24 protein-coding genes, 5 tRNA genes and 1 pseudogene are annotated in these 22,446 nt (G+C 64.1%); 17 read left to right on the top strand and 13 right to left on the bottom strand.

Annotated features, from left to right (window positions below; translation table 11 throughout):
• Window positions 1–41: 41 nt before the first annotated feature.
• From lon to F8R15_RS05475, 10 genes are all read left to right on the top strand, one after another.
• A complete protein-coding gene (gene lon, locus F8R15_RS05520) occupies window positions 42–2,456 on the top strand; it encodes an endopeptidase La (protein WP_078547181.1) in 2,415 nt (804 codons plus the stop codon).
• A 110-nt stretch (window positions 2,457–2,566) separates the two neighbouring features.
• A complete protein-coding gene (locus F8R15_RS05515) occupies window positions 2,567–3,028 on the top strand; it encodes an HU family DNA-binding protein (protein WP_152843880.1) in 462 nt (153 codons plus the stop codon).
• A gap of 14 nt (window positions 3,029–3,042) precedes the next feature.
• Window positions 3,043–3,117, top strand: a tRNA-Val gene (locus F8R15_RS05510).
• 117 nt (window positions 3,118–3,234) lie between these two features.
• Window positions 3,235–3,948 (top strand): dimethylsulfonioproprionate lyase family protein, encoded by a 714-nt coding sequence (locus F8R15_RS05505; protein ID WP_078539211.1) that lies wholly within the window; start codon window positions 3,235–3,237, stop codon window positions 3,946–3,948.
• A gap of 42 nt (window positions 3,949–3,990) precedes the next feature.
• Window positions 3,991–4,066: transfer RNA gene (locus F8R15_RS05500), tRNA-Val, on the top strand.
• Window positions 4,067–4,202: 136 nt separating this feature from the next.
• Window positions 4,203–5,144: a pirin family protein gene (locus tag F8R15_RS05495; RefSeq protein WP_172976169.1), complete on the top strand. Its 942-nt coding sequence runs from the start codon at window positions 4,203–4,205 to the stop codon at window positions 5,142–5,144.
• A 266-nt stretch (window positions 5,145–5,410) separates the two neighbouring features.
• Window positions 5,411–5,487: transfer RNA gene (locus F8R15_RS05490), tRNA-Asp, on the top strand.
• A gap of 28 nt (window positions 5,488–5,515) precedes the next feature.
• Window positions 5,516–5,592: transfer RNA gene (locus F8R15_RS05485), tRNA-Asp, on the top strand.
• An 82-nt stretch (window positions 5,593–5,674) separates the two neighbouring features.
• Window positions 5,675–5,935, top strand: coding sequence for an RND transporter (locus tag F8R15_RS05480; RefSeq protein ID WP_078541348.1), 261 nt, complete (start codon window positions 5,675–5,677; stop codon window positions 5,933–5,935).
• A complete protein-coding gene (locus tag F8R15_RS05475) occupies window positions 5,932–7,197 on the top strand; it encodes a glutamate-5-semialdehyde dehydrogenase (RefSeq protein WP_172976168.1) in 1,266 nt (421 codons plus the stop codon). Before F8R15_RS05480 ends, F8R15_RS05475 begins: the two co-directional genes overlap by 4 nt.
• Window positions 7,198–7,221: 24 nt before the next feature.
• Here the strand turns inward: F8R15_RS05475 and F8R15_RS05470 are convergent, their stop codons facing one another.
• Complete coding sequence (locus F8R15_RS05470; RefSeq protein ID WP_078601554.1) at window positions 7,222–7,836, bottom strand: histidine phosphotransferase family protein; 615 nt, start codon at window positions 7,834–7,836, stop codon at window positions 7,222–7,224.
• Between the two features lie 25 nt (window positions 7,837–7,861).
• Between F8R15_RS05470 and F8R15_RS05465 the strand changes: the two genes are divergently transcribed.
• From F8R15_RS05465 to F8R15_RS05455, 3 genes are all read left to right on the top strand, one after another.
• Entirely contained in the window at window positions 7,862–8,041 is a 180-nt protein-coding gene (locus F8R15_RS05465) for a DUF3553 domain-containing protein (RefSeq protein WP_093477165.1), read from the top strand.
• A gap of 165 nt (window positions 8,042–8,206) precedes the next feature.
• Window positions 8,207–8,983 carry a GNAT family N-acetyltransferase gene (locus F8R15_RS05460; RefSeq protein ID WP_368731008.1) on the top strand — a complete coding sequence of 259 codons (777 nt, stop codon included), beginning with the start codon at window positions 8,207–8,209 and terminating at the stop codon, window positions 8,981–8,983.
• Window positions 8,980–9,807 (top strand): lysophospholipid acyltransferase family protein, encoded by an 828-nt coding sequence (locus tag F8R15_RS05455; RefSeq protein WP_368731007.1) that lies wholly within the window; start codon window positions 8,980–8,982, stop codon window positions 9,805–9,807. The genes F8R15_RS05460 and F8R15_RS05455 overlap by 4 nt, the downstream gene beginning before the upstream one ends.
• On the opposite strand, the gene F8R15_RS05450 is transcribed toward F8R15_RS05455, so the two are convergent.
• The 3 genes from F8R15_RS05450 to tyrS form a co-directional block, all read right to left on the bottom strand.
• Window positions 9,783–10,007, bottom strand: coding sequence for a ribbon-helix-helix domain-containing protein (locus F8R15_RS05450; protein WP_078523132.1), 225 nt, complete (start codon window positions 10,005–10,007; stop codon window positions 9,783–9,785). The two genes, F8R15_RS05455 and F8R15_RS05450, sit on opposite strands and share 25 nt — an antisense overlap.
• Window positions 10,004–10,186 (bottom strand): DUF4169 family protein, encoded by a 183-nt coding sequence (locus F8R15_RS05445; RefSeq protein ID WP_083077861.1) that lies wholly within the window; start codon window positions 10,184–10,186, stop codon window positions 10,004–10,006. The genes F8R15_RS05450 and F8R15_RS05445 overlap by 4 nt, the downstream gene beginning before the upstream one ends.
• Before the next feature lie 74 nt (window positions 10,187–10,260).
• Complete coding sequence (gene tyrS / locus F8R15_RS05440; RefSeq protein ID WP_078523134.1) at window positions 10,261–11,511, bottom strand: tyrosine--tRNA ligase; 1,251 nt, start codon at window positions 11,509–11,511, stop codon at window positions 10,261–10,263.
• Between the two features lie 59 nt (window positions 11,512–11,570).
• Between tyrS and F8R15_RS05435 the strand changes: the two genes are divergently transcribed.
• Together F8R15_RS05435 and F8R15_RS05430 are read left to right on the top strand one after the other, a co-directional pair.
• Complete coding sequence (locus tag F8R15_RS05435) at window positions 11,571–12,680, top strand: anhydro-N-acetylmuramic acid kinase (protein ID WP_152843878.1); 1,110 nt, start codon at window positions 11,571–11,573, stop codon at window positions 12,678–12,680.
• Window positions 12,681–12,758: 78 nt separating this feature from the next.
• A complete protein-coding gene (locus F8R15_RS05430; RefSeq protein WP_152843877.1) occupies window positions 12,759–13,205 on the top strand; it encodes a DUF4405 domain-containing protein in 447 nt (148 codons plus the stop codon).
• Here the strand turns inward: F8R15_RS05430 and F8R15_RS05425 are convergent, their stop codons facing one another.
• The 7 genes from F8R15_RS05425 to F8R15_RS05395 form a co-directional block, all read right to left on the bottom strand.
• Window positions 13,206–13,634: a cupin domain-containing protein gene (locus F8R15_RS05425; RefSeq protein WP_078541337.1), complete on the bottom strand. Its 429-nt coding sequence runs from the start codon at window positions 13,632–13,634 to the stop codon at window positions 13,206–13,208.
• Complete coding sequence (locus F8R15_RS05420) at window positions 13,631–14,362, bottom strand: haloacid dehalogenase type II (RefSeq protein ID WP_253732425.1); 732 nt, start codon at window positions 14,360–14,362, stop codon at window positions 13,631–13,633. Before F8R15_RS05420 ends, F8R15_RS05425 begins: the two co-directional genes overlap by 4 nt.
• A gap of 83 nt (window positions 14,363–14,445) precedes the next feature.
• On the bottom strand, window positions 14,446–15,720 hold the full coding sequence (gene eno, locus F8R15_RS05415; protein WP_078541333.1) for a phosphopyruvate hydratase: 1,275 nt from the start codon (window positions 15,718–15,720) through the stop codon (window positions 14,446–14,448).
• Between the two features lie 103 nt (window positions 15,721–15,823).
• Window positions 15,824–16,720, bottom strand: a complete 897-nt coding sequence (locus tag F8R15_RS05410; protein ID WP_152843876.1) for a DMT family transporter — start codon at window positions 16,718–16,720, stop codon at window positions 15,824–15,826.
• 64 nt (window positions 16,721–16,784) lie between these two features.
• A complete protein-coding gene (locus F8R15_RS05405) occupies window positions 16,785–17,504 on the bottom strand; it encodes an endonuclease/exonuclease/phosphatase family protein (RefSeq protein WP_152843875.1) in 720 nt (239 codons plus the stop codon).
• Between the two features lie 27 nt (window positions 17,505–17,531).
• On the bottom strand, window positions 17,532–18,962 hold the full coding sequence (locus F8R15_RS05400; protein WP_152843874.1) for a YdiU family protein: 1,431 nt from the start codon (window positions 18,960–18,962) through the stop codon (window positions 17,532–17,534).
• Between the two features lie 69 nt (window positions 18,963–19,031).
• The gene (locus F8R15_RS05395; protein WP_078550739.1) at window positions 19,032–20,132 is read right to left on the bottom strand and encodes an AI-2E family transporter; all 1,101 of its coding nucleotides are present in this window, start codon (window positions 20,130–20,132) and stop codon (window positions 19,032–19,034) included.
• Window positions 20,133–20,311: 179 nt separating this feature from the next.
• On the opposite strand from F8R15_RS05395, the gene F8R15_RS05390 reads away from it, so the two are divergent.
• Window positions 20,312–20,401 (top strand) — tRNA-Ser (locus F8R15_RS05390).
• A 24-nt stretch (window positions 20,402–20,425) separates the two neighbouring features.
• Here the strand turns inward: F8R15_RS05390 and F8R15_RS05385 are convergent.
• Both F8R15_RS05385 and F8R15_RS05380 read right to left on the bottom strand, forming a co-directional pair.
• On the bottom strand, window positions 20,426–20,926 hold the full coding sequence (locus F8R15_RS05385) for a hypothetical protein (RefSeq protein ID WP_152843873.1): 501 nt from the start codon (window positions 20,924–20,926) through the stop codon (window positions 20,426–20,428).
• A gap of 266 nt (window positions 20,927–21,192) precedes the next feature.
• Window positions 21,193–21,429, bottom strand: a complete 237-nt coding sequence (locus F8R15_RS05380) for a hypothetical protein (RefSeq protein ID WP_152843872.1) — start codon at window positions 21,427–21,429, stop codon at window positions 21,193–21,195.
• 98 nt (window positions 21,430–21,527) lie between these two features.
• On the opposite strand from F8R15_RS05380, the pseudogene F8R15_RS05375 reads away from it, so the two are divergent.
• Window positions 21,528–22,285, top strand: a pseudogene (locus tag F8R15_RS05375) (IS5 family transposase).
• The last annotated feature ends 161 nt before the right edge of the window (window positions 22,286–22,446 follow it).

Raw genomic sequence — 22,446 nt, 5'->3', positions numbered from 1 at the left:
CGAAAACGGGGCCGGACCCTCCTGCCAAGAGAGGAACGCCGATGACCGAATTTAGCTCTGTCACCCATCCGGTCCTGCCGCTGCGCGACATCGTGGTTTTCCCCCACATGATCGTGCCGCTCTTCGTCGGGCGCGAGAAATCCGTGCGCGCACTGGAAGAGGTGATGGCGGAGGATCGTCAGATCTTGCTCGCAAGCCAGGTCGATCCGTCGCAAGACGACCCCGATACGGACGGGATTTTCCGCGTTGGCGTGCTCGCCAACGTGCTGCAACTGCTGAAACTGCCCGATGGCACCGTGAAGGTGCTGGTCGAGGGCAAGAGCCGCGTGCGCATCACCGATTTCGTCGAGAATGAGGACTATTTCGAAGCGAATGCCGAACCGCTGATCGAGACCGAAGGCGACGTGGAGACGATCCGCGCGCTGCTGCGCTCGGTCGCAGAGGAATTCGAGCGCTACGCGAAGATCAAGAAGAACATCCCCGAAGAGGCGCTCTCGGCCGTGGCCGATGCGACCGAAGCGGACAAGCTGGCCGATCTCGTTTCGGGCCATCTGGGGCTGGAAGTGGCCCAGAAGCAGGAGCTTCTGGAAACGCTCGACGTCTCCGAACGGCTGGAGCGGGTCTACGGGCTCATGCAGGGTGAGGTCTCGGTTCTCCAGGTGGAGAAGAAGATCAAATCCCGCGTGAAAACGCAGATGGAGAAAACCCAGCGCGAGTACTACCTGAATGAGCAGATGAAGGCCATTCAGAAGGAACTCGGCGATGGCGAAGACGGCCAGAACGAGATCCTCGAGCTCGAAGAGCGCATCGAGAACACCAAGCTCTCGAAAGAGGCCAAGGAAAAGGCCGAGGCCGAGCTGAAGAAGCTCAAGTCGATGTCGCCGATGTCGGCCGAAGCCACCGTCGTGCGCAACTATCTCGACTGGATGCTGTCGATCCCGTGGGGCACCAAATCCCGCGTGAAGAAAGACCTCAGCAAGGCCGAGGCCGTGCTCGATGCCGATCACTACGGTCTCGAGAAGGTCAAGGAACGCATCGTCGAATATCTCGCGGTGCAGGCGCGCTCGGCCAAGCTCAAAGGCCCGATCATGTGCCTCGTGGGTCCGCCTGGTGTGGGTAAGACCTCGCTCGGCCGATCTGTCGCAAAGGCAACGGGGCGCGAATTCATCCGCATCTCGCTTGGCGGCGTGCGTGACGAATCCGAGATCCGCGGCCACCGTCGGACCTATATCGGCTCGATGCCCGGCAAGATCATTCAGGCGCTGAAGAAGGCGAAAACCACGAACCCGCTCATCCTGCTCGACGAGATCGACAAGATGGGGCAGGACTTCCGTGGCGACCCTGCTTCGGCCATGCTTGAAGTGCTCGATCCCGAACAGAACGCGACCTTCGTGGATCACTATCTCGAAGTGGAATACGACCTGTCGAACGTGATGTTCCTGACGACGGCGAACTCCTACAACATGCCGGGCCCGCTTCTGGACCGGATGGAGATCATTCCGCTCGCAGGCTACACCGAGGACGAGAAGGCCGAGATCGCCAAGCAGCACCTGATCCCGAAGCAGATCAAGGGTCACGGGCTCAAGAAGAACGAGTTCGAACTGACCGATGGCGCGCTGACCGACGTGATCCGCTACTACACCCGCGAAGCGGGCGTGCGGAATCTCGAACGCGATATCGCGAAGCTCGCCCGGAAAGCGGTGACCGAGATCATCAAGTCGAAGGGTGCGACCAAGCACATCACCGTCGATGAGGCGAAGGTGGGCGATTACTTGGGCGTCAAGAAGTTCCGCTACGGTCTGGCCGAGAAAGAAGATCAGGTGGGCGTCGTGACCGGCCTTGCCTGGACCTCCGTGGGCGGCGACCTGCTGCAGATCGAAGCGCTTCGCCTGCCGGGCAAAGGTCGGATGAAGACCACCGGCAAGCTGGGCGACGTGATGAAGGAATCGATCGACGCAGCGTCCAGCTACGTCCGCTCGGTCGCGCCGCAATTCGGCATCAAGCCGCCGCGCTTCGAGAAGTGGGACATCCACGTCCACGTCCCGGACGGGGCGACGCCGAAAGACGGGCCCTCTGCGGGTCTGGCGATGGTGACCTCCATCGTATCGGTGCTGACCGGGATCCCGGTGCGCAAGGATATCGCCATGACCGGCGAGGTCTCCCTGCGCGGGAACGCGATGCCGATCGGCGGCCTGAAAGAGAAACTGCTCGCGGCGCTTCGCGGCGGGATCACGACCGTCTTCATCCCCGAGGAGAATGAAAAAGACCTCGCGGATATCCCGGACAACGTGAAGGAGGGGCTGGAGATCGTGCCGGTCACCCACGTTCGCGAAGTCCTCGCCCGCGCGCTGGTTCGCCAGCCCGAGCCGGTCGATTGGGACGAAGAGGCCGAAGAGGCAGCCGCCGCTGCCGCTGCCGCGGCCAAATCGGACGGGCAGGGCGCAACCGCGCACTGATCGTCTTGAGATCGAAAACGAGAACGCCCGTCGCACATCGCGGCGGGCGTTTTTGCATCTGAAGGCATTTGCACGTAACCTCCTTTTATTACGGTTAAAAAGGAGCCGCCATGGCCAAGAGCCAGAAACCGAAATCGACCCGCAAGCCGCCCGTCGCGACTCCCGAGGCTCCGCCGGCCTCCGCCGCGACGCTCACGCCCGCCACGCCCGACCCGGCGCCTGAGCCGAGCGAAGCGAAGGCGCTCGTGCGCAAGAGAAGCTTCGTGGATCGGGTGATGGTCGAGGCTGGCGTGAAGCGCGGCGAGGCGAAGGCCATGTCGGAAGCGGTCCTCAAGGTTCTGGGCGAGGCGCTCTCGGAAGGCGAAGAACTCAGCATCCCGCCGCTCGGCAAGCTGAAGATCAACCGCCAGTTCGAAAAGAACGGCGATGAGATCCTCGTGGTCAAACTGCGCCGCCCCTCGGGCATGCTCGAAGCGGTCGCGGCAGAGGCCAGCCCGGCGGAAAACGACCCCGCGCAGGACGCTGGAGATTTCGACGAAAACCCTCTTGCGGAGCCAGAGGAGGGGCGCTAAAAGCCCGCCACGGAGGGCGATTAGCTCAGTGGTAGAGCGCATCGTTCACATCGATGATGTCGGGGGTTCAAATCCCTCATCGCCCACCATCTTCCTACGAAGGCGCGTCTTGAACAGACGCGCCTTTGTCGTTTTCCGGTTGGTTTTCTGCGCCCAGCGGCGTCAGATTATGAGCCAGACAGCACGCCAGAGATGCGGAGGATGCGATGACCGAGACCACGCCGATGTCCGACGCCGGGCCCGATGAGGGGCTGCGCGTCTCCGATTGCCCGGACTGGCTCTATCTGCTGCGCGAATTCGACACGCTCTATCGGCACGGCTCGGCAGGCGGCAGCCGCCTGATCCGCAGCCATCGCAAACGGGTGCGCGACACGCTTTCGCAGATCATCGACACCAATCCCCCGGTGACGCCGCGCCAGCCGCAACCCAAGCCGGTGACGGCGCATCTGTCGCGGGCGCTCGATCTCGGTGAGCGCGGCGCGGTCGCGGGGATGGCCCGCGCGCTCTCGCGCGTGACGGGACAGCTGACATGGGAATACGGCTACGAGAAAGTGCCGAAGGCGCTGGCGCGCAAATATGCCTATTGCGAGGTGCTGGGCCCGCGCGGGCCGGTGGCCTCGGATCGGCTGGTGCTGGGATTCGTTCTGTTTGCGCCGCGCACGACGTATCCGCAGCACAGCCATAAGGAGATCGAGGAGAGCTATATCTCGGTCGCGGGCCCCTGGTCGGAGAATGACACTGCCGTGCATGCGCCGGGCTCGCTGATCCTGAACCGTCCCGATCACGAACACCGCATCACCACCGCCGATCTCGATCCCTGCCTGCTGGCCTATGCATGGGTCGGGCCGGAGGCGCGGTTGACTGCGCCGGGGATGAAACTCTCCTCGACCCGAAAGGTGCGGATGCGCGAAGGCATCTGAGGTCTTGATCCCCGGGCAAGGCGAGGCTAGAGGAAAGGCCGGGGGCGGTTAGCTCAGTTGGTAGAGCGTCTCGTTTACACCGAGAATGTCGGGGGTTCGAGCCCCTCACCGCCCACCATTCCCTCCGAAGGTTAAGCGAATTCAAGGCCTTGCATGGGTTTGCGCGCCCGCGCTCAGATTCTGTTCGCCCCTGGGGCTATGATCCGCACGCTGCGATGCTACCTTTCCCTCAACCACAGGAAAGGAGCGCCCCGATGAGCTGGAACCCCGCCCTCGACCCCGAAATTCCGATCGGCGATGCCGTTGACGCTATTGAGACCGTCATTGCGCCGCGCGCGCGTGACCTCGGCGGCTTCGAAGTGCGCCGCGCGCTCCCTTCGGCCGCGCGACAGATGATCGGCCCGTTCATCTTCTTCGACCAGATTGGCCCGGTGGAGTTCCTCTCGGGCCAACGCGGCATCGACATCCGCCCGCATCCGCATATCGGCCTCGCGACCGTGACCTACCTTTTGCAGGGCCGCCTGCATCACCGCGATTCGCTGGGCACCGATCAATGGATCACGCCGGGCGCTGTAAACTGGATGAATGCGGGCTACGGCATCACCCATTCCGAGCGCACCGACGGCAAGGTCCGCGACACCGGCCAGCATCTCGCGGGCATCCAGACCTGGGTCGCGCTGCCAGAAGATCAGGAAGAGGGGCAGGCGGCGTTCAAACATGTGGGCGCCGAGGCGCTTCCCGAACTGCAGGCCGAGGGCAAGACCGTGCGGCTGGTGCTGGGCGATGCCTGGGGCGCGCATGCACCGATCGAGCTGCCCTCCGAGATGTTCTACGCCGATGCGAATCTCGATCCGGGCGCGCAGATCCCGCTGCCCGACAATCACGAAGATCGCGGCGTTTACGTGCTGCAAGGCTCCGTCACCGTGGCGGGCGAGACCTATGAGGAAGGCCGGATGCTCGTTTTCCGCCCCGGCGACCGGGTGTCGCTCAAGGCGGGCGGGCAGGGCGCGCGGCTCATCGTGCTGGGCGGCGCCACCATGGGCGGTCCGCGCTACATCTGGTGGAATTTCGTGGCCTCCTCGCGCGACAAGATCGACGCCGCGAAAGAGGCATGGCGCGCGGGCGACTGGGCGCATGGCCGTTTCCAGCTGCCCCCCGCCGACGATGCGGAGTTCATTCCTGCGCCGAAGCGGTGAGTTCGGAGTAGGGAGGGGGCTCTGCCCCCGACCTTCGGTTTCCCCCGGGATATTTCTGCCAAGAGGAAGCAGAAAGCGCATCTCATCGGGGCGCGTGCGGGCGCGATAAATAAGGGTCGCGGGCGCGCGCTGAGGAGCCGCGAATTGCTTGCCCGAACGGCAGGTGAAAATTCGTCGGATTTTTGCTCTCAGGCCGCTTGACGGGGGCAGGTCGCCCGCGTAATACCCTCCCCACGCTCGGACGGCGATCCGGGCAGATGATGCGAGCGGTTGTAGCTCAGTTGGTTAGAGTACCGGCCTGTCACGCCGGGGGTCGCGGGTTCGAGCCCCGTCAACCGCGCCATCATCCGGATCGCCCCGAGCGCAGATGCGCGGTTGTAGCTCAGTTGGTTAGAGTACCGGCCTGTCACGCCGGGGGTCGCGGGTTCGAGCCCCGTCAACCGCGCCACTTTCCCCCATTTTACGGTAAAGTTGCGTTTGTGAAACGCGCATCTGTCGCTTATATCCGGGCGAAGTTTCGGGAGGAGCGCATGCGCTGGATCAAACAGGTTTTCGACCACATCACCCTGCTGCAGGCGGTGCTTTTCGCAGCACTGCTCGGTCTCGCACCATTCACCCCAGAGCCACATATCTGGGAAAAGCTGAAGATGTTGGTGGCGGGCACGCTGGTGCGTCCGATCGACTGGTTCGATCTGGTGATGCACGGGCTGCCGTGGATCGTGCTGGCGGTGAAGCTGGCGCAATGGGTGAAGACGGGACAGACCGGGAAATCCGGTAGAGGTGCGCAATGAAAGACGACATGGACGCCAAGGGGCTGATCGAGACGATGGGCGCGGCCGCGCGTGCGGCGAGCGCGGAGCTGGCCTTCGCCAGCGCCGAGGTGAAGCAAAAGGCGCTGGAAGCGGCCGCCGATGCGGTGCTCGCGCGCAAAGGCGATATTATCACCGCCAATGGCGAGGATATGGCCTACGGCGCCGAGAAGGGGCTCAGCCCCGCGATGATGGACCGGCTGATGCTGGACGACGCGCGGATCGAGGCGATCGCCAAGGGCCTGCGGGCGGTGGCGGCTCAGCGCGATCCGGTGGGCGACACGATCGCGGAATGGGACATGCCCTCGGGGCTGCATATCAAGCGCGTGCGCACGCCGCTTGGCGTGATCGGGGTGATCTATGAATCGCGGCCCAACGTGACCGCGGATGCAGGCGCGCTGTGCCTGAAGTCGGGCAATGCGGTGATCCTGCGCGGCGGCTCGGAGAGCTTCCATTCCAGCCGCGCGATTCATGCCTGCCTGCTCGAAGGTCTGCGCGCCGCGGGCCTGCCCGAAGCGGCAGTCCAGCTTGTGCCCACCCGCGACCGCGCCGCCGTGGCCGAGATGCTGCGCGCGACCGAATTCATCGACGTGATCGTGCCGCGCGGGGGCAAGGGGCTCGTCGGGCTGGTGCAGGCCGAGGCGCGCGTGCCGGTCTTCGCCCATCTCGAGGGCATCTGCCATATCTATGCCGACGGCGCTGCCGATCTGGAACAGGCGCGGGCCGTGGTGGTGAACGCCAAGACCCGGCGCACCGGGATTTGCGGTGCGATGGAATGTCTTCTGATCGACCGGGCCTTCTGGGAGAAACATGGCGGCGTGCTGATCGAGGACCTGCTCAAGGCGGGCGTCGAGGTGCGCGTGACCGGCGATCTGCTGCAAATCGAGGGCGTCACCGAGGCGAGCGCGGAAGATTTCGGGCGCGAATTCCTCGATATGATCTGCGCGGCGAAGATCGTCGATGGCGTGGATGGCGCGATCGAACATATCCGCCGCTATGGCAGCCAGCATACGGAATCGATCCTGACCGAAAATGACGCCGCTGCCGACCGCTTCTTCGAGCGGCTCGACAGCGCGATCCTGATGCGCAACGCCTCGACCCAGTTCGCCGATGGCGGCGAGTTCGGGATGGGCGCAGAGATCGGGATCGCGACCGGCAAGATGCATGCGCGCGGGCCGGTGGGTGCCGAGCAACTGACATCGTTCAAATATCTGGTGACGGGGCATGGCACGGTGCGCCCTTAAGGCGCACCGAACACCCCGGAGACCTCAGAACGCGATCGTGCCGCCGTCGGCGTCGACCGACCAGTCGAGCCTGCGGCCCTGCCGCGATGCCTCGCGCGGTAGAATCGCGAATTGCACCCGCGCGGGCGTCAGTTCCATCCGGGCCCCATCGAGCACGGCGAAAACCTCCCGGTTAGGCCGCGCTTTCTCGGACCGCGCGGTAATCATCCAGCCATCGCCGCAGGGCAACGCGCGCAGCGTGCCGCCGAAGGGCAGCGCGGTCTCCAGGCAGAGCATCGCGAGAAACGCCAGCTTCACCTCGGCGCGCGGTGCATCGCCCGGCACTTTCCATTCGTAGTCCAGACGGCTTTGCGCCGATAATTCGCCCAACAGACCGGAGACCTCCGCCTCGCCAAGCTGTTGTTCAGCGCCGGCTCGCCCGAAAGCCACCCGGAAGAACTTGACGCGCGCATTCGCCGCCGCCACGCTTTGGGCGATCAACTCGACCTCAGGCCCGGGCGCATCGCTCGTCATGGTGAGCAATTCGACCCCATTGCCGATCGCCCCGATCGGGCTGATAAGGTCATGACACAGGCGCGAGCCCACAAGGGCGGTCAAATCATCGTCGTCCGTACCGGCATTGGCGGTCTCGAATGGCATTAAACTCTCCAATAGGTGAAATGTGATCTATGAAATTCTCGAACCCGGCATGCTGGTCAGAAACCCGGCCCAGCCCGACTGGGGCACCGGACAGGTTCAATCGCGTATCGGCGAAAAAGTGACGGTAAATTTCGAGCATCAAGGCAAGCTTGTCCTGGACGGGCGGCGGGTCGCGCTGGAATTGGTTTTCTCTGAACAAAGTTGACGAATGGTTAACAGCTTCGTGAGGTCGTGTGGGAAACCTTCAACCTTGGGATGTGGCGATTGAACCCTCCGTGATGCGCCGATGACACGGCGCGCACCGCGCGATATTGCCAATCCGGGCGCGGCTTTCTAAACCGGGCCAGCGAAGATCGGCAGGAGGACGCCCGTGATCGACAGCGCCGCATTCGAAATCAGGCTGGCCCGTGATGCCGCCGATCTCGTGGCGTCGCAGCGGCTCCGTTATCGCGTTTTCGTCGAAGAGCTCGGCGGCGGCGGTGAAACGGTCGATCACGAAAACCGTCTGGAAAGCGACCGGCTCGACCCGGTCTACGATCACCTGCTGCTGGTCGATCCGGCACGCGCGGAAGGCGAGCATGTGGTGGGGGCCTATCGGCTTCTGCCCTCCGATCGGCTGGAACGGGCGGGGCAGTTCTATTGCGACAGTGAATATGACCTCGCGCCGCTGATCGGCACGGCGCGCAAGCTCTTGGAGCTGGGCCGCTCCTGCGTCGACCCGGACTATCGCGGCGGGGCGGCGATGTTGCTTCTGTGGAACGCGCTGGCCGACTATGTGCTGGCCCATGACATCGAGATTCTCTTCGGTGTGGCCTCCTTCCACGGCACCGATGCCGAGACGCTGAAAGCGCCGCTCTCCTGGCTGCATCACCACCATCTTGCGCCCGAACATATGCGCCCGCGCGCACGGCCCGAAGCTTATCAGCCGATGGATCTCGTGCCCGAGGAGGCGCTGGATCGGCGCGCGGCGCTGGCTCAGATGCCCAATCTGATCAAGGCCTATCTGCGGCTTGGCGGCTTCGTGGGCGAGGGAGCTTTCATCGACCGTCCCTTCAACACCACCGATGTCCTTTTGCTGATGGATACCAAGGCGATGAGCGACAAGCATCGCAGCTTCTACACCCGCCGTTTCGAGGGCCGCGCGTGAGCTGGATCGAGGACGAGCCCGATCCCAAACCGCTTGGCGCGCTCGATTGGACGCGGGCTGTGTTGCGCGGTCTGATCTGGGGGCTGATGCTGCTGATCGGGCTGATCGTGCTGCTGCTGGTGCGGCTGGTGGAGCGCCCGGTTCACGGGCTGGCGCGGCCCTGGACGCCGTGGATCACGCAGGCGGTGTGCCGGATGAGCTTCCCGATCCTCGGGCTCTCGTACAGCGTCACCGGGCGTCCGATGACCAAGATCGGCGCGGTGGTCGCCAATCACGGGTCGTGGCTCGATATCTTCGCGCTCAACGCCTGCCAGCGGGTCTATTTCGTCTCCAAGGCCGAGGTCGCCAAATGGCCCTTCGTCGGCTGGCTCGCGCGGGCCACCGGGACTATCTTCATCAAGCGCGACCCGCGCGAGGCCAAGACGCAGCAGGGGCTGTTCGAGGATCGCATCCGCGCGGGCCATCACCTGCTGTTCTTCCCCGAGGGCACCTCGACCGATGCGCGCCGGGTGCTGCCCTTCAAGCCGACGCTGTTTCAGGCCTTCTACAGCCACGGGCTGGAGCGTGTGATGCAGATCCAGCCGGTCACCGTCGTCTACACGCCCCCTGCGGGCGAAGACGTGCGGTTCTATGGCTGGTGGGGCGATATGGGCTTCGGGCCGCATCTGATAAAAGTGTTGGCCCAGAAGCGGCAAGGCGCGGTCGAGGTGGTGTTCCACACGCCGCTCTCCGTCTCCGATTATCGCTCGCGCAAGGAGCTTGCATGGGCGGCGGAAAGCGCTGTGCGTCGCGGCCTGCCTTACGAGATCGCGCGCGCCCGGTAATAGGCCAGAACGTAGAGGCGGATCGCCGTGGCAAGGCCCGTCTCGGTGCCGCGATCTACATCAATTTCGGCTGCCAACTCATTGAGACCAAGGTTTTTTTCGGTCGCGATGTCGCGGAAGGCGCGCCAGAATTCGTCCTCCAGCGTGACCGAGGTGCGGTGCCCGCCCAGCGTCAGAGAGCGTTTCTTCGGTCGGCTCATTCGTCGTGCTCGCGCTGATGCCCGTCGAGATCGCGCCGCTCTTTCGTGGCGCGGCTTTCCTGCAGCGTCTTCTCTGCCTTGCTGCGCCCGAATTTCTCAGCGTTCACAGAGCCTTGCTCGCGTTTCTTCACGCGGGCCTGCTGTTTGCGAAACTGATTGAGATTGCTGACCTTGCTCATAGGCAAAGAGTGCCACAGCCGACCGGATCGGGAAAGGGGCTTGGGCGCGCCCGCATGAGGCGCGCCCGAAAGGTTTATTCGACTTCGACCAGCGCGTGGCGCTTCTTGCCCGCGCTCAGCTTCACCGGGGTCTCCAGATCGGCGGCGGTGAACATGCGGCCCGGATCGGCGCAGGTCTCGTCATCGACCTTGAGCGCGCCTTCCGCGATCAGCCGCTTGCCGTCCTTGCCCGATTTCGCAAGGCCCGAGCGCACGACGAGCTGTGCAAGGCTGATCCCGTCGCCGAGTTCCTCGACCGTCAGCGTGAGCGTCGGGAGGTCGTCACCCACGCCGCCTTTCTCGAAGACCTCGCGCGCGGTCGCTTCGGCGGCATGCGCCGCGTCCCAGCCGTGGCAGAGCGCTGTGACCTCGTTGGCCAGACGCACCTTCGCCGCGTTGATCTCGGAGCCTTCCAGCGCGCCCAGGCGCTCGCATTCTTCGACCGGAAGCTCGGTGTAAAGCTTCAGGAAACGGCCCACATCGGCATCGGTCGTGTTGCGCCAGAACTGCCAGAACTCGTAAGGGCTCAGCATGTCCGAGTTCAGCCAGATCGCGCCGCCCTGGCTCTTGCCCATCTTGCGGCCGTCCGAGGTGGTCAGAAGCGGCGAGGTCAACCCGTAGATCTCGTGATCGAGCACACGACGCGTCAGGTCGATCCCGTTGACGATATTGCCCCACTGGTCCGAGCCGCCCATCTGCAGCAGGCAGCCGTAGCGGCGGTTCAGTTCGAGGAAGTCATAGGCCTGCAGGATCATGTAGTTGAATTCGAGGAAGGACAGCGATTGCTCGCGATCCAGCCGCGATTTCACGCTCTCGAAGGACAGCATCCGGTTGACCGAGAAATGCCGCCCGATATCGCGTAGAAATTCGAGGTAGTTCAGCCCGTCGAGCCATTCCGCGTTGTTCAGCATGAGCGCATCGGTCGGTCCGTCGCCGTAATCCAGGTATTTCGCGAAGACCTGCTTCATCCCGGCGATGTTTTCGTCGATCGCTTCGGGTGTCAGCAGCGGGCGCTCATCGGAGCGGAACGACGGGTCGCCGACCTTCGTGGTGCCACCGCCCATCAGGGTAATCGGCTTGTGGCCGGTCTTTTGCAGCCAGCGCAGCATCATGATGTTCAGCAGGTGGCCGACATGCAACGACTTCGCCGTCGCATCATAGCCGATATAAGTCGGCACGACCCCCTTCGCCAAAGCCTCGTCCAGCCCCTGATAATCCGTGCAGTCGGCCAGAAAGCCCCGCTCGATCATCACGCGCATGAAGTCTGATTTCGGATGGTAGGTCATCGTGCTTGTTCCTTTCGTCTGAGCGTGCGTATATCGGGGCAGGCGACGAGAGGGAAGCCATGTTGAAATCCGGGCCGGTCTGGGCAGTTGGCGCCATGTCGGGCACGTCCTTGGACGGGGTGGACGCGGCGCTCGTTTTAACCGACGGAACCCGCATTCTCGATTTCGGCCGCAGCGACTACCGCCCCTATACCGAGGCCGAGCGTGCGACGCTTCACGCAGCTCTCGGGCATTGGCCCGGAGAGCCGGGTGTGGAAGAGGCCTGCGAGGTGGTCGAGACCGCCCATGCGGAACTGCTCAGCGGATTGGGAGAGGCGCAGGTCGTGGGGTTTCACGGCCAGACGCTCGCCCATGATCCTTACGGGATGCAGGGCCCGCGCCGCACCCATCAGGCAGGCGACGGTTCGGTTCTGGCCGAGGTGCTGTCGCGCCCCGTGGTCTGGGATTTCCGCTCCACCGATGTGGAGATGGGCGGGCAGGGCGCGCCGCTCGCGCCGTTCTTCCATTTCGCCTGCGCGAAATACGCCAAGCTTGACGCGCCTGCGGTATTTCTGAACCTCGGCGGCGTCGGCAATGTCACCTGGGTCGATCCGCGCCAGCCCTCGGCCGAGGTGCCCGGCGCGGTTCTGGCCTTCGACACCGGCCCCGCCAACGCGCCGATCAACGACTTGATGCGGCTCCGGCGCAAGGCCGAGTTCGATGCCGGCGGCGAACTGGCGCTCGCGGGCACGGTCGACGAGGCCATGGTCGAGGCCTTCCTGACGCATCCCTATTTCCTGAAAATGCCGCCCAAATCGCTCGACCGGAACGATTTCCACGACATCCTGACCCGCGTCGCGGAGCTGGACGACGCGGATGCGGCAGCCACGCTGACCGCCTGTGCGGCCGCCTCTGTCGCGCGCGCGGGCGAGCATTACCCGACGCCGCCGAAAGCGATCTATGTCTGCGGCGGCGGGCGGCTCAACACCGCGCTGATGGTCGCCTTGCAGCGGCGGATGAACGTGCCGGTGCAGCCGGTGGAGGATATCGGGCTCGACGGCGACATGCTCGAGGCGCAGGCCTTCGCCTATCTCGCGGTGCGGGTCGCGCGCGGCATGGCGACCTCGGGACCGTCCACGACCGGGGTCTCGGCGCTGATCGGCGGCGGCAAGGTCTCGCGGCCCGGCTAAATTCACATCACTTGACGCCGATCATGCCGCGCCGCGGCGCAAGGCGCTAGGATCGGCCTCATTGAAGAGGGTAGTCCGATGTCTGAAACTCCAACCGATCCCTGTCCCACGCCGCAGGCGCGCAAGCAGGCCCCGTTCTCGAACCGGGCCGCCGCGGTCTTCCTCGCGGGGCTCAGCTTCGTCGTCATGGTCATCTCCGGCCTCGTCGTCAGCATCGCGCCCTCGGGCCGGTTGGCGCGGGATATCGACTGGTCGCTCCTCGCGCTGAACCGCGCCGATTGGGAGCTTTTGCACCTCGCGATGGGGGTGCTCTTCATCTTCGCCGGTATCTGGCACATCAAGCTGCACTGGCCTGTGATCCGCAACCTGCTGTGGTCGGCAGCGGCGCAGACGCTGTGTCACCGGCGCGAACTGGCGCTGGCGGTCGGGCTGGTGGGTGCGGTGATCGTGCTGACGCTGCTCTGGTGGCCGCCGATTAGCTGGCTCGATCAGCTCTCGCGTTGGGCGAGGATCGGGCTCTGGTGATCAGCGGGGGATGTCGAAGCCTCTCGGGGCCAGCTCGAAGCCCTCGAAGCGAAAGCCCGGCGAGACGGTGCAGCTGACAAGGCTCCACGCCCCGGTCGAGCGCGCCGATTGCCACTGGCCCGCGGGCACGATCCCCTGCGGTTGATCGCCGCCAAGCACGTCTGGCCCCAACAGCAGTTCCAGCACCGGCCCCGCCTCCTGCGGCGCGATATCGAGCTGCACCGGCGCGCCTGCGTGGAAATGCCAGATCTCGGTCGCGTCCACCCGGTGCCAATGGCTGCGCTCGCCCGCCTTGAGCAGGAAATAGATGCACGTACCCGAAGGGCGCGCGCCGTCTGCGGCCTCCGCCTCCCAGGTCTGGCGGTAATGCCCGCCCTCGGGATGGGGCGCGAGGCCGAGGGCTTCGATGATCGCGTCGGCCTCACTCATGCGAAAAGCTCCTTCGCCAGCGTCTCGAAATCGGGCGCGATCGCGTCCCATTCCTCGCTCGCCACAAGGTCCTTGTCCTGAGCGGGCCCGTATTCGGTGGGGCGCGGCACGAAGGCGGTCTGTAGCCCCAAGGTCCGGGCGGCTGCGAGATCGTCATTATGCGCGGCCACCATCATCACCTCTTCGGGCGGCAGTCGCAGCGCGGCGCAGGAGGCCAGATAGACCTCGGGCTTGGGCTTGTAGTCGCGCGCGATATCCGCGCCGAGGATGCAATCCCACGGCAGCCCCGCATGGCGTGCGAGCCGCGTCATCAGCGCGATGGACCCGTTGGAACAGGGCGCGATGATCGCATGGCGCCTCAGCGCGTGAAGACCGCCGACCACATCGGGCCACGGGGTCAGCCGCTCCCAGACATGCGAGAGGCTATCGGGCGCCGAGACCGCGAAGCGTTTGGCTACCCGGTGCAGGTTTTCGCGATGCAGATCGTCGAGCGCCACATAGCCGCGCCCGCCGTCGCGAATGCGCCGCATCGCAGGATCGTATTCGGCGCGCCACGCATCGGCGAAGGCAAGGGAATCGATCCCGGGAAAGGCGGTTTCCACCTCATGCGCGACCGAGTTGCGCCAATCGACACAGGTGCCGAACACATCGAAAATCAGAGCCTTGATCATGGCCCGACAGTGACGCGGATCAGGGCGCGGCGCAATCGCCCCTTCGGCTTGGCTCAAATATCCTCGCCGAAGGCGAAACGAAAACCCCCGGCGAAGCGCGTGCTCCGCCGGGGGCTTGGGTGTCTCAATTCAAGACGCGCTTAGCGCAGGATCGAGCGACCCGCATATTCCGCCGTCTCGCCCAGCGATTCCTCGATACGGATCAGCTGGTTGTATTTCGCGAGCCGGTCCGAACGTGCCAGCGAGCCGGTCTTGATCTGACCGCAGTTGGTGGCGACCGCGAGATCGGCGATGGTCGCGTCCTCGGTCTCGCCCGAACGGTGGCTCATCACGTTGGTGTAGCCCGCGCGATGCGCCATATCGACCGCCTGCAGCGTCTCGGTCAGGGTGCCGATCTGGTTGACCTTCACCAGCATCGAATTCGCGACGCCCTGCTTGATGCCATCGGCCAGACGCGTCGGGTTGGTCACGAAGAGATCGTCGCCCACCAGCTGCACCTTGTCGCCCAGACGCTCGGTCAGGAGCTTCCAGCCTTCCCAGTCGTCCTCGGCCATGCCGTCTTCGATCGAGATGATCGGATAGGCGCCCAGCAGCTTCTCGAGATAGTCGACATTCTCTTCCGAGGTCAGCGACAGGCCTTCGCCCTTCATCTCGTATTTGCCGTTCTTGTAATATTCGGTCGAGGCGCAATCCATCGCGAGGTAGATGTCTTCGCCCGGCTTGTAGCCCGCTTTTTCGATCGACTTCAGGATGATGTCGAGCGCGGCGGTGGTCGAGCTGAGTTCCGGCGCGAAGCCGCCCTCATCGCCCAGACCCGTCGTCATGCCTGCCGCCGAAAGCTCTTTTTTCAGCGTGTGGAACACTTCCGAACCCATGCGCACCGCGTCGCGGATGTTGCCCGCCGAGACCGGCATGATCATGAATTCCTGGATGTCGATCGGGTTGTCGGCATGCTCGCCGCCATTGATGATGTTCATCATCGGCACCGGCAGGACGCGGGCCGAGGTGCCGCCGACATAGCGATAGAGCGGCAGGGTCGAGAAATCGGCCGCCGCTTTCGCGCAGGCCAGCGAGACGCCGAGGATCGCGTTGGCGCCGAGGCGGCCCTTGTTCTCGGTGCCGTCGAGTTCGATCATCGCGCGGTCGATCTCGACCTGCTCGGTGACGTCCTCGCCGACGAGGTTCTCCGCGATCTCGCCGTTCACGGCCATGACCGCTTCGAGAACGCCTTTGCCCATGTAGCGGGCCTTGTCGCCGTCGCGGCGTTCGACCGCCTCATGCGCGCCGGTGGACGCGCCCGAGGGCACGGCCGCCCGGCCCATCGTGCCGTCTTCGAGGATCACGTCGACTTCGACGGTGGGGTTGCCACGGCTGTCGAGAATCTCGCGGGCGTGGATGTCGATGATGGTGCTCATGGGGCGCTCTCCTCGGGCTCCGGTTGATGCTTGGCTAGGTGCATACACCCGTGCTGCGCCTGCGAAAAGGCCGTAAGGGCGATTTCTGGAAGAAATGTTACCGCTAACGGCGGCCTTCACGACGCAATTTGGCCTGACGCCACAGCGCGTAGAGGCCAGAGCCCACGATCACCGCCCCGCCGATGAGCGTCCAGCGATCCGGCGGCTCGGAGAAAACGAGAGTCGAAATCACGACGGCGAAGGCGAGGCGCGAATAGCGAAACGGCATGATCACCGCGATCTCGCCCAGCCGCACCGAGGCGATCAGCGCGTAATAACCCACCGGCCCGATCGCGAGCGCGCCCGCAAGGTAGAGCCAGTCCATCGGCTCGGGCGTAACGATCGGCTCGGGCAGGACCGCCAGCAGCACCAGACCCAGCGGCAGCACGCAGAAGAAGCCCAGCGTCGCCACCTGCAGCGAGGTCACATCACGCGGCACGCGCCGCGTGGTGACGTCGCGCATCGACAGGCCGATCACCGCGCCGACCGCGAGAAGCGAGAGCATCGAGAATTCCTCGGTGCCGGGGCGGATCACGACCAGCACGCCCAGAAAACCGATCAGAATGGCGGAGAGCCTGCGCCAGCCGACCCGCTCCTTGAGGAAGATCGCCGCGCCAAGCGTGGTCGCTAGCGGCGTCGCCTGATGGATCGCGGTCGCCTGGGCCAGCGGCGTGAAGGCCACGGCGGAGACGAAGAAGCCGGTGCCGACGATCTCGCCAACGTTGCGCAGCCAGAGCGCCGACGACAGCAGCGAGCGGGTGAAGATCCGTTCGCCTTTGAGCTTGGCGAGCACCGCGAAGATCGTCGCGCCGCCAAGACCCACCGCGGCGAGAATTTGCCCCACCGGCCAGTCGCCCGCGAGCATCTTGATGAACATATCCTCCAGCGCGAACCCCGCCATCGCGAGGATCATCAGCATCGAGCCGCGCAGGTTGTCGTGGTCGGTGGGTTCGGGTGTCATGGGGCTCTCCTGACCGGATGGTCAAGGCCCACCTAGCGCGGGTGTGATCGGCCTTCAAGGCGCGTCACGAACTGGGATGCGCCCGGGTGACGATGCCGCCGATATCGGCCCAGATCGGCAGGTGATCCGAGGCCACCCGCGCCAGCGGCGTATCCAGTACGCCCTTGCGTACCACCCGCAGCCCCGGCGAGGTCACGATCCGGTCGAGCTGGCCGATCGGCGCGCGCGAGGGGTAGGTCGCGCCCGGCGCGTGGATGTGAAATCCGGTCAGCGCCTCGAAACCGTGCCGCGCGCGCCATTCGTTGAAATCGCCGATGGCGAGGGCGGGGTGCGGTTTCACCCCGGCCATGATCTCCGCGATCCGCGCCCATTGCGCACGCCGATCCGAGCGCCGCAGCCCCAGATGCGCCGCGATCAGCAGGAAGGGCGCGCCGCTGTCGGGGGCGATATTCACCGCAATCGCGCCGCGCGGCTCGAGGCCGGGCAAGGTGACGGGCTCGACCCCCAGCACCCGCGAGCCGCGTCGCACCAGCACGACCTGCCCATGCCAGCCCAGCGAGGCGGCGGTGGTGCGGGGCATGTCGTGTCGAATAAAGTCGGTTTCTTCCTCGATCAGCTTTTGCGGCAGCGCCGCCGGCCGCTCGCCCATGCGCTTGTCGACCTCCTGCAAGGCGATCACATCGGCATGCAGCGCATTGATGACATTCACGACCCGCGCCGGATCATGCTTGCGGTCGGTCCCCACGCATTTGTGCAGATTGTAGGAAGCGATCCGAAGTGTCATTTTACTGAGTGCCTTACAGGGTGTTCTTCATGTGCCGCAGAAGGTCCGGAAAACCCGTTCATCGGATTTCGGCGCAGCTTCATATGCGGCGTAACGCGGATCTTCCGCATAGGGATCCGCGAGCGCGGCCATGAGGCTATGGAGCGGGCCGTCATCGCCATCGACCGCCGCCGCGATCATTTCCTCGATCCGGTGATTGCGCGGGATGCGGAGCGGGTTCGCGGCTGCCATGACGGAGTGCGGATCGTCCTCGCTGGCGATCCGCTTCTCCCAGCCCTCGCGCCAGAGATCGAAGGCCATCGGCTCTGTGAATTCCTGCCCCGCTGTCTTAGGATCGCGCCGCAACACACTGAAGACGCGCGTGAAATCGGCTTTCTCTGTTGTCATCCGGTTCAGCAGGTCCTCAATCAGCGGGAGATCGTCTTCGGTCGCCTCCGCGATGCCGATCTTACGACCCATCAGCCGCAGCCATTCGCGCTGATAGACGCCGATGAAGCTGTCGACCGCGGCGCTCGCCTGTTCGATGGCGGCATCGTCGTCGCCGATCAACGGCATCAAGCAAGTTGCGAATTGCGCGAGGTTCCAGACCGCCACTTGCGGCTGGCGCGCATAGGCATAACGCCCTTGCTGGTCGATGGAAGAGAACACGCGCCCCGGATGGTAGTGGTCCATGAAAGCGCAGGGGCCATAGTCGATCGTCTCGCCCGAAAGCGCCATATTGTCGGTGTTCATCACGCCATGGATGAAGCCGATTGCCATCCATTTCGCGACCAGTTCACCTTGCTTCGCCGCGACTGCGCGCAGCACCTCAAGTGGGGTTTCGCAATCGGGATAATGGCGCTCTATCAATGTGTTGAGGAGCGTTCTTAATCCTTCGCGGTCATTGCGCGCCGCGAAATACTGGAAGGTGCCGACGCGGATATGGCTGCGCGCGACGCGGGTCAGGATCGCACCGGGACGCCCCGAGGCATCGCGCACCACCGTCTCGCCCGTGCGCACGGCGGCCAGTGCGCGCGTCGTCGGCACGCCCAGCTTCGCCATCGCTTCGCTCAGCACATACTCGCGCAGCACCGGGCCGATCCACGCCCGCCCGTCAGAGCGTCCGCGCGAAAACGGCGTGCGCCCCGCGCCTTTCAGTTGTAGATCGAAGCGAACCCCATCCGGCGCCACGATCTCGCCGAGCAGCACCGCGCGCCCGTCGCCCAGACGCGGCACGAAACCGCCGAACTGGTGGCCGGCATAGGCCTGCGCGATCGGCTCGGCACCATCGGGCATCGTGTTGCCCGCCAGCATCGCGAGCCCCTCGGGGCTTTCCAGCCAATCGGCATCGAGCCCCAAACGCTCGGCAAGGTCGCGGTTCAGGATCACCAGTTCCGGCGCTTTCACCGGTTGGGGCGGCTGACGCTCGAAGAAGCTGTCGGGCAGGCGGGCATAGCTGTTGTCGAAGGGAATGGTCATGGGGTCTCCTTGCCTCCCTATCTAAGCCGTGTGCCGGTCAATCCAATCCCCGCGCGCGACCCGCAGCTCTCAATGGTCCATATCGGGCAGGCCTTCGCGCGACAGCAGCACCGCCAATGGTCGCAGGCGTGGGCTTTGCGCGCAGATGATCATCAGCGCCACCATGATCGGCACGGCGAGGAACATCCCCGGCAGACCCCAGACCGCGCCCCAGAAGGCGAGCGAGATGATGATCCCGAAGCTCGACAGTCGCAGCGCATGGCCCATCAGCATCGGGTCGATCACGTTGCCGATCACGAATTGCAGGATGCCGACCGCGACCAGCACCGTGCCCGCGGTGTAGGGGTTCTGGGTCAGCACATAGACCGCGAGCGTCGCGATGACGGTTGCGATGATCGAGCCGATCGAGGGGATGAAGTTCAGCGCGAAGGTGATGATCGCGACCGGCAGCGCCAGATCGAACCCGCCCACGGTGAAGACACCATAAACCGCGACGGCGGTGACGGCGCTGACGATGGCTTTGACCAGAAGATAGTGGTTCACCCGGCGCATGATCGTGCCGACCATCCGCGCGATCCGCTCGGCGCTCTCGGAATCGCCCATCAGCGAGTTGAGCTTGGCGTCGAACCAGATTCGCTCAGCGAACAGAAAGCCCACGAAGAGAATGATCAGGATCGTGGCCGAGAGCAGGTTCGAGGCCTGACCGGCCAAGGTGGTCAGATAGCCCGCCACCTGAATGCTCTGCATCGATTCCAGCACCGATTGCTCGACCTCGGGGCCCATCCAGCCGAAGAGCTGCGCGATCGCCTGCTGCGCGGGGCCCGCATAGTTCAGCACCATCGTCACGACCGTGTTCACCTGAGAGATCAACACCGCACTCAGCGTCAGCAGCCCGCCCGCGATCAGCGCCAGTGCGACCAGCGAGGCCAGACGCGGCGGGATCGAGACCGGCCCGATCCGCAGCCGTCCGACCGCGTTGATCGCCTCGGAGGTCAGCGAGAACAGGATGATCGCGATGGCCAGAGAGATCAGGATGAATTTCGCCTGCACCATCAGGAACAGCGCCAGCGCGAAGGCGATGATGCCCAGAAGCACATTGGTGAGCGCACGCGGCTCGAACGCGCGCCCATCGATCAGGGCAGGGCGGCCCTCATCGGGAGTGTCCTTCATCTTCATCATCTTCCTGTGCCTGACCCTGACGGGGCCGTAACCGGTTTTTCTTATGCTAGGAGCCGCCGCGCAGGCGCGCAAGCGCCGAACCCGCGTGATTTCAGGGCTTTTTCATGACCTGCGCATTATTCCGGATCGGGTCTTGCATCCCGCCCGGATTTGCGGATAAACCCGCCGGCGGAGCGGTGGCCGAGTGGTCGAAGGCGCACGCCTGGAAAGTGTGTAGGCGGGGAACCGTCTCGAGGGTTCGAATCCCTTCCGCTCCGCCACTCTCATTCTCAGGTCTATATTTTTCAAGTACTTAGCTTGATCGCGTGAACCAGGCTGTGAACCTCAATGTGAACCTGAGAATGGCTTACTGGACCTCCTTTATCGCCCGGTGTAGCCGAAAAGCTATCCAAAAACTCCATTCGATTCTTGGTCCAGTCGACAAGCGCGGTGCCGCCCAAGCCGGGGTAGAACCAAGGGATGTCAGCGTAGGTCGCAGGGAAAATCTCTCGCTCCTTTTCGCGCCAGTCGTCCACGATCTTCCCATCGAGGGTGGTGGCCAGATCGAAGATGGTTTTGAGGGAGAAGATGCCGTTATTGCGCAGCTCCGCATAGCGCGCTTTGCACTCGTCCAGCAGGTTCGAAAGGACCAGCCCCCAGATGCCGAAGCCAGACGTTGCGCTGCCGCTGATGCTGGTCGGGAATGTGCGATCCAGATCGTAGACCGTTGCGTTCCAACGCGTGCCGTCATGGATGTCGAACAGCCGGTTCTTCTGCCGCCCATCGAGGTCGCCGACAAACTTCATGAACAGCACCGTGTCGATGAAGCTGTTGATGTCGATACGCGAAATGAACTAACCGGGCTCATTCCTGTTGCCACAACCAGCATCACGTTCTTGAGTTTGCTGCAATTGAGCAGGAACGCTTGGCTTACTTGGTCGAGAGGTCGCAGGTGTTTTTAGCCATCCTCTCGCGGGCCAGCTGATCACGCATCCACAGCCCGTCGCGCCGCGTCTCGCTCCGCAAGGATTCGATTTCAGACGCGCTCAGCCGGTTTGAGTTTCTTGGAGTTTCAGACTTCGGATGCGGTGAGCGCCTCGAAGCCGTGGCCAGTTGCTGTTCGGAAATCTTGCTCGAGGTCGCCATATTTCTCACGAAGCCAATCGATAGCGGATTGATCAGACGTCAAGGTGGCGCTGTATTCCTTGCCAGTCAAGGCAGCGGAACCGACAGCCTTTATGGCCTGCGTCTCGAGTTGGCTGGCCCGCGCGGCGAAGATCGCGCCTATAGTGATCGTGCCATCGAGCACAATGATACTCCCACCTCGGCTCTAGGCTCAGGGCCGATTGGTCGGCATGCTCCGCCGCTGGCGGGATGATTCACGTTCTCCAAATGAAGGAGAGCATGATGAGCAACCTTTACTGGCTGTCCGAAGAGCAGATGGCGCGTCTTCAGTCATTCTTTCCAAAGAGCCATGGTCGCCCGCGCGTCGATGATCGGCGTGTTCTGAGCGGCATAATCTTCATCTATCGCAATGGCTTGCGCTGGTGCGATGCGCCGATGGAATACGGTCCATCCAAGACCCTTTACAACCGTTGGAAGCGATGGAGCGAGATGGGCGTATTCGCTCGGATCTTCGTGGAGCTGGCAGCCGAAGCGGCGGAACCGACGACCATCATGATTGATGCGACCTACCTGAAAGCACACCGCACGGCCTCGAGCCTGCGGGCGAAAAAGGGGGGCGCGGACGCCTGATCGGTAGGACGAAGGGAGGCATGAATACCAAGCTCCACGCGGTGACCGATACGAATGGCCGCCCGATCAGGTTCTTCATGTCGGCTGGGCAGGTCAGTGACTACACTGGTGCGGCGGCACTTCTCGGTGACTTGCCCGCGGCGCATTGGTTGCTCGCTGATCGGGGTTATGACGCCGACTAGTTCCGCGAAGCCTTGCAGGACAAGGGGATCAGGCCCTGCATTCCAGGCCGCAAGGCGCGCAAGCTCTCCGTGAAATACGACAAGCGCCGCTACAAGCGGCGCAACAGGATCGAGATCATGTTCGGCAGGCTCAAGGACTGACGACGCGTGTCGACCCGCTACGACAGATGCCCAAAGGTCTTCCTCTCTGCCATCGCGTTGTCCGCTACCGTGCAGTTCTGGTTATGAGTCCCGAGCTTGGAGGCGCGGATCGGGCACCAGCTGTTCGAGCGCCGCGGTCGCCAATTGGTTTTGACTGAGGTGGGCCATATCACGCTCGACTATTCGGAGCGGATTTTCGAGGCGGGCGAAGAACTTGAAGCCACGTTGCGGCAGGCTTCGGCGGGGCG

Origin of the sequence: Thioclava sp. JE_KL1 (assembly GCF_009296265.1) — a bacterium.
Classification (GTDB): domain Bacteria; phylum Pseudomonadota; class Alphaproteobacteria; order Rhodobacterales; family Rhodobacteraceae; genus Thioclava.
This window is presented reverse-complemented; position numbering and strand designations above follow the sequence as displayed.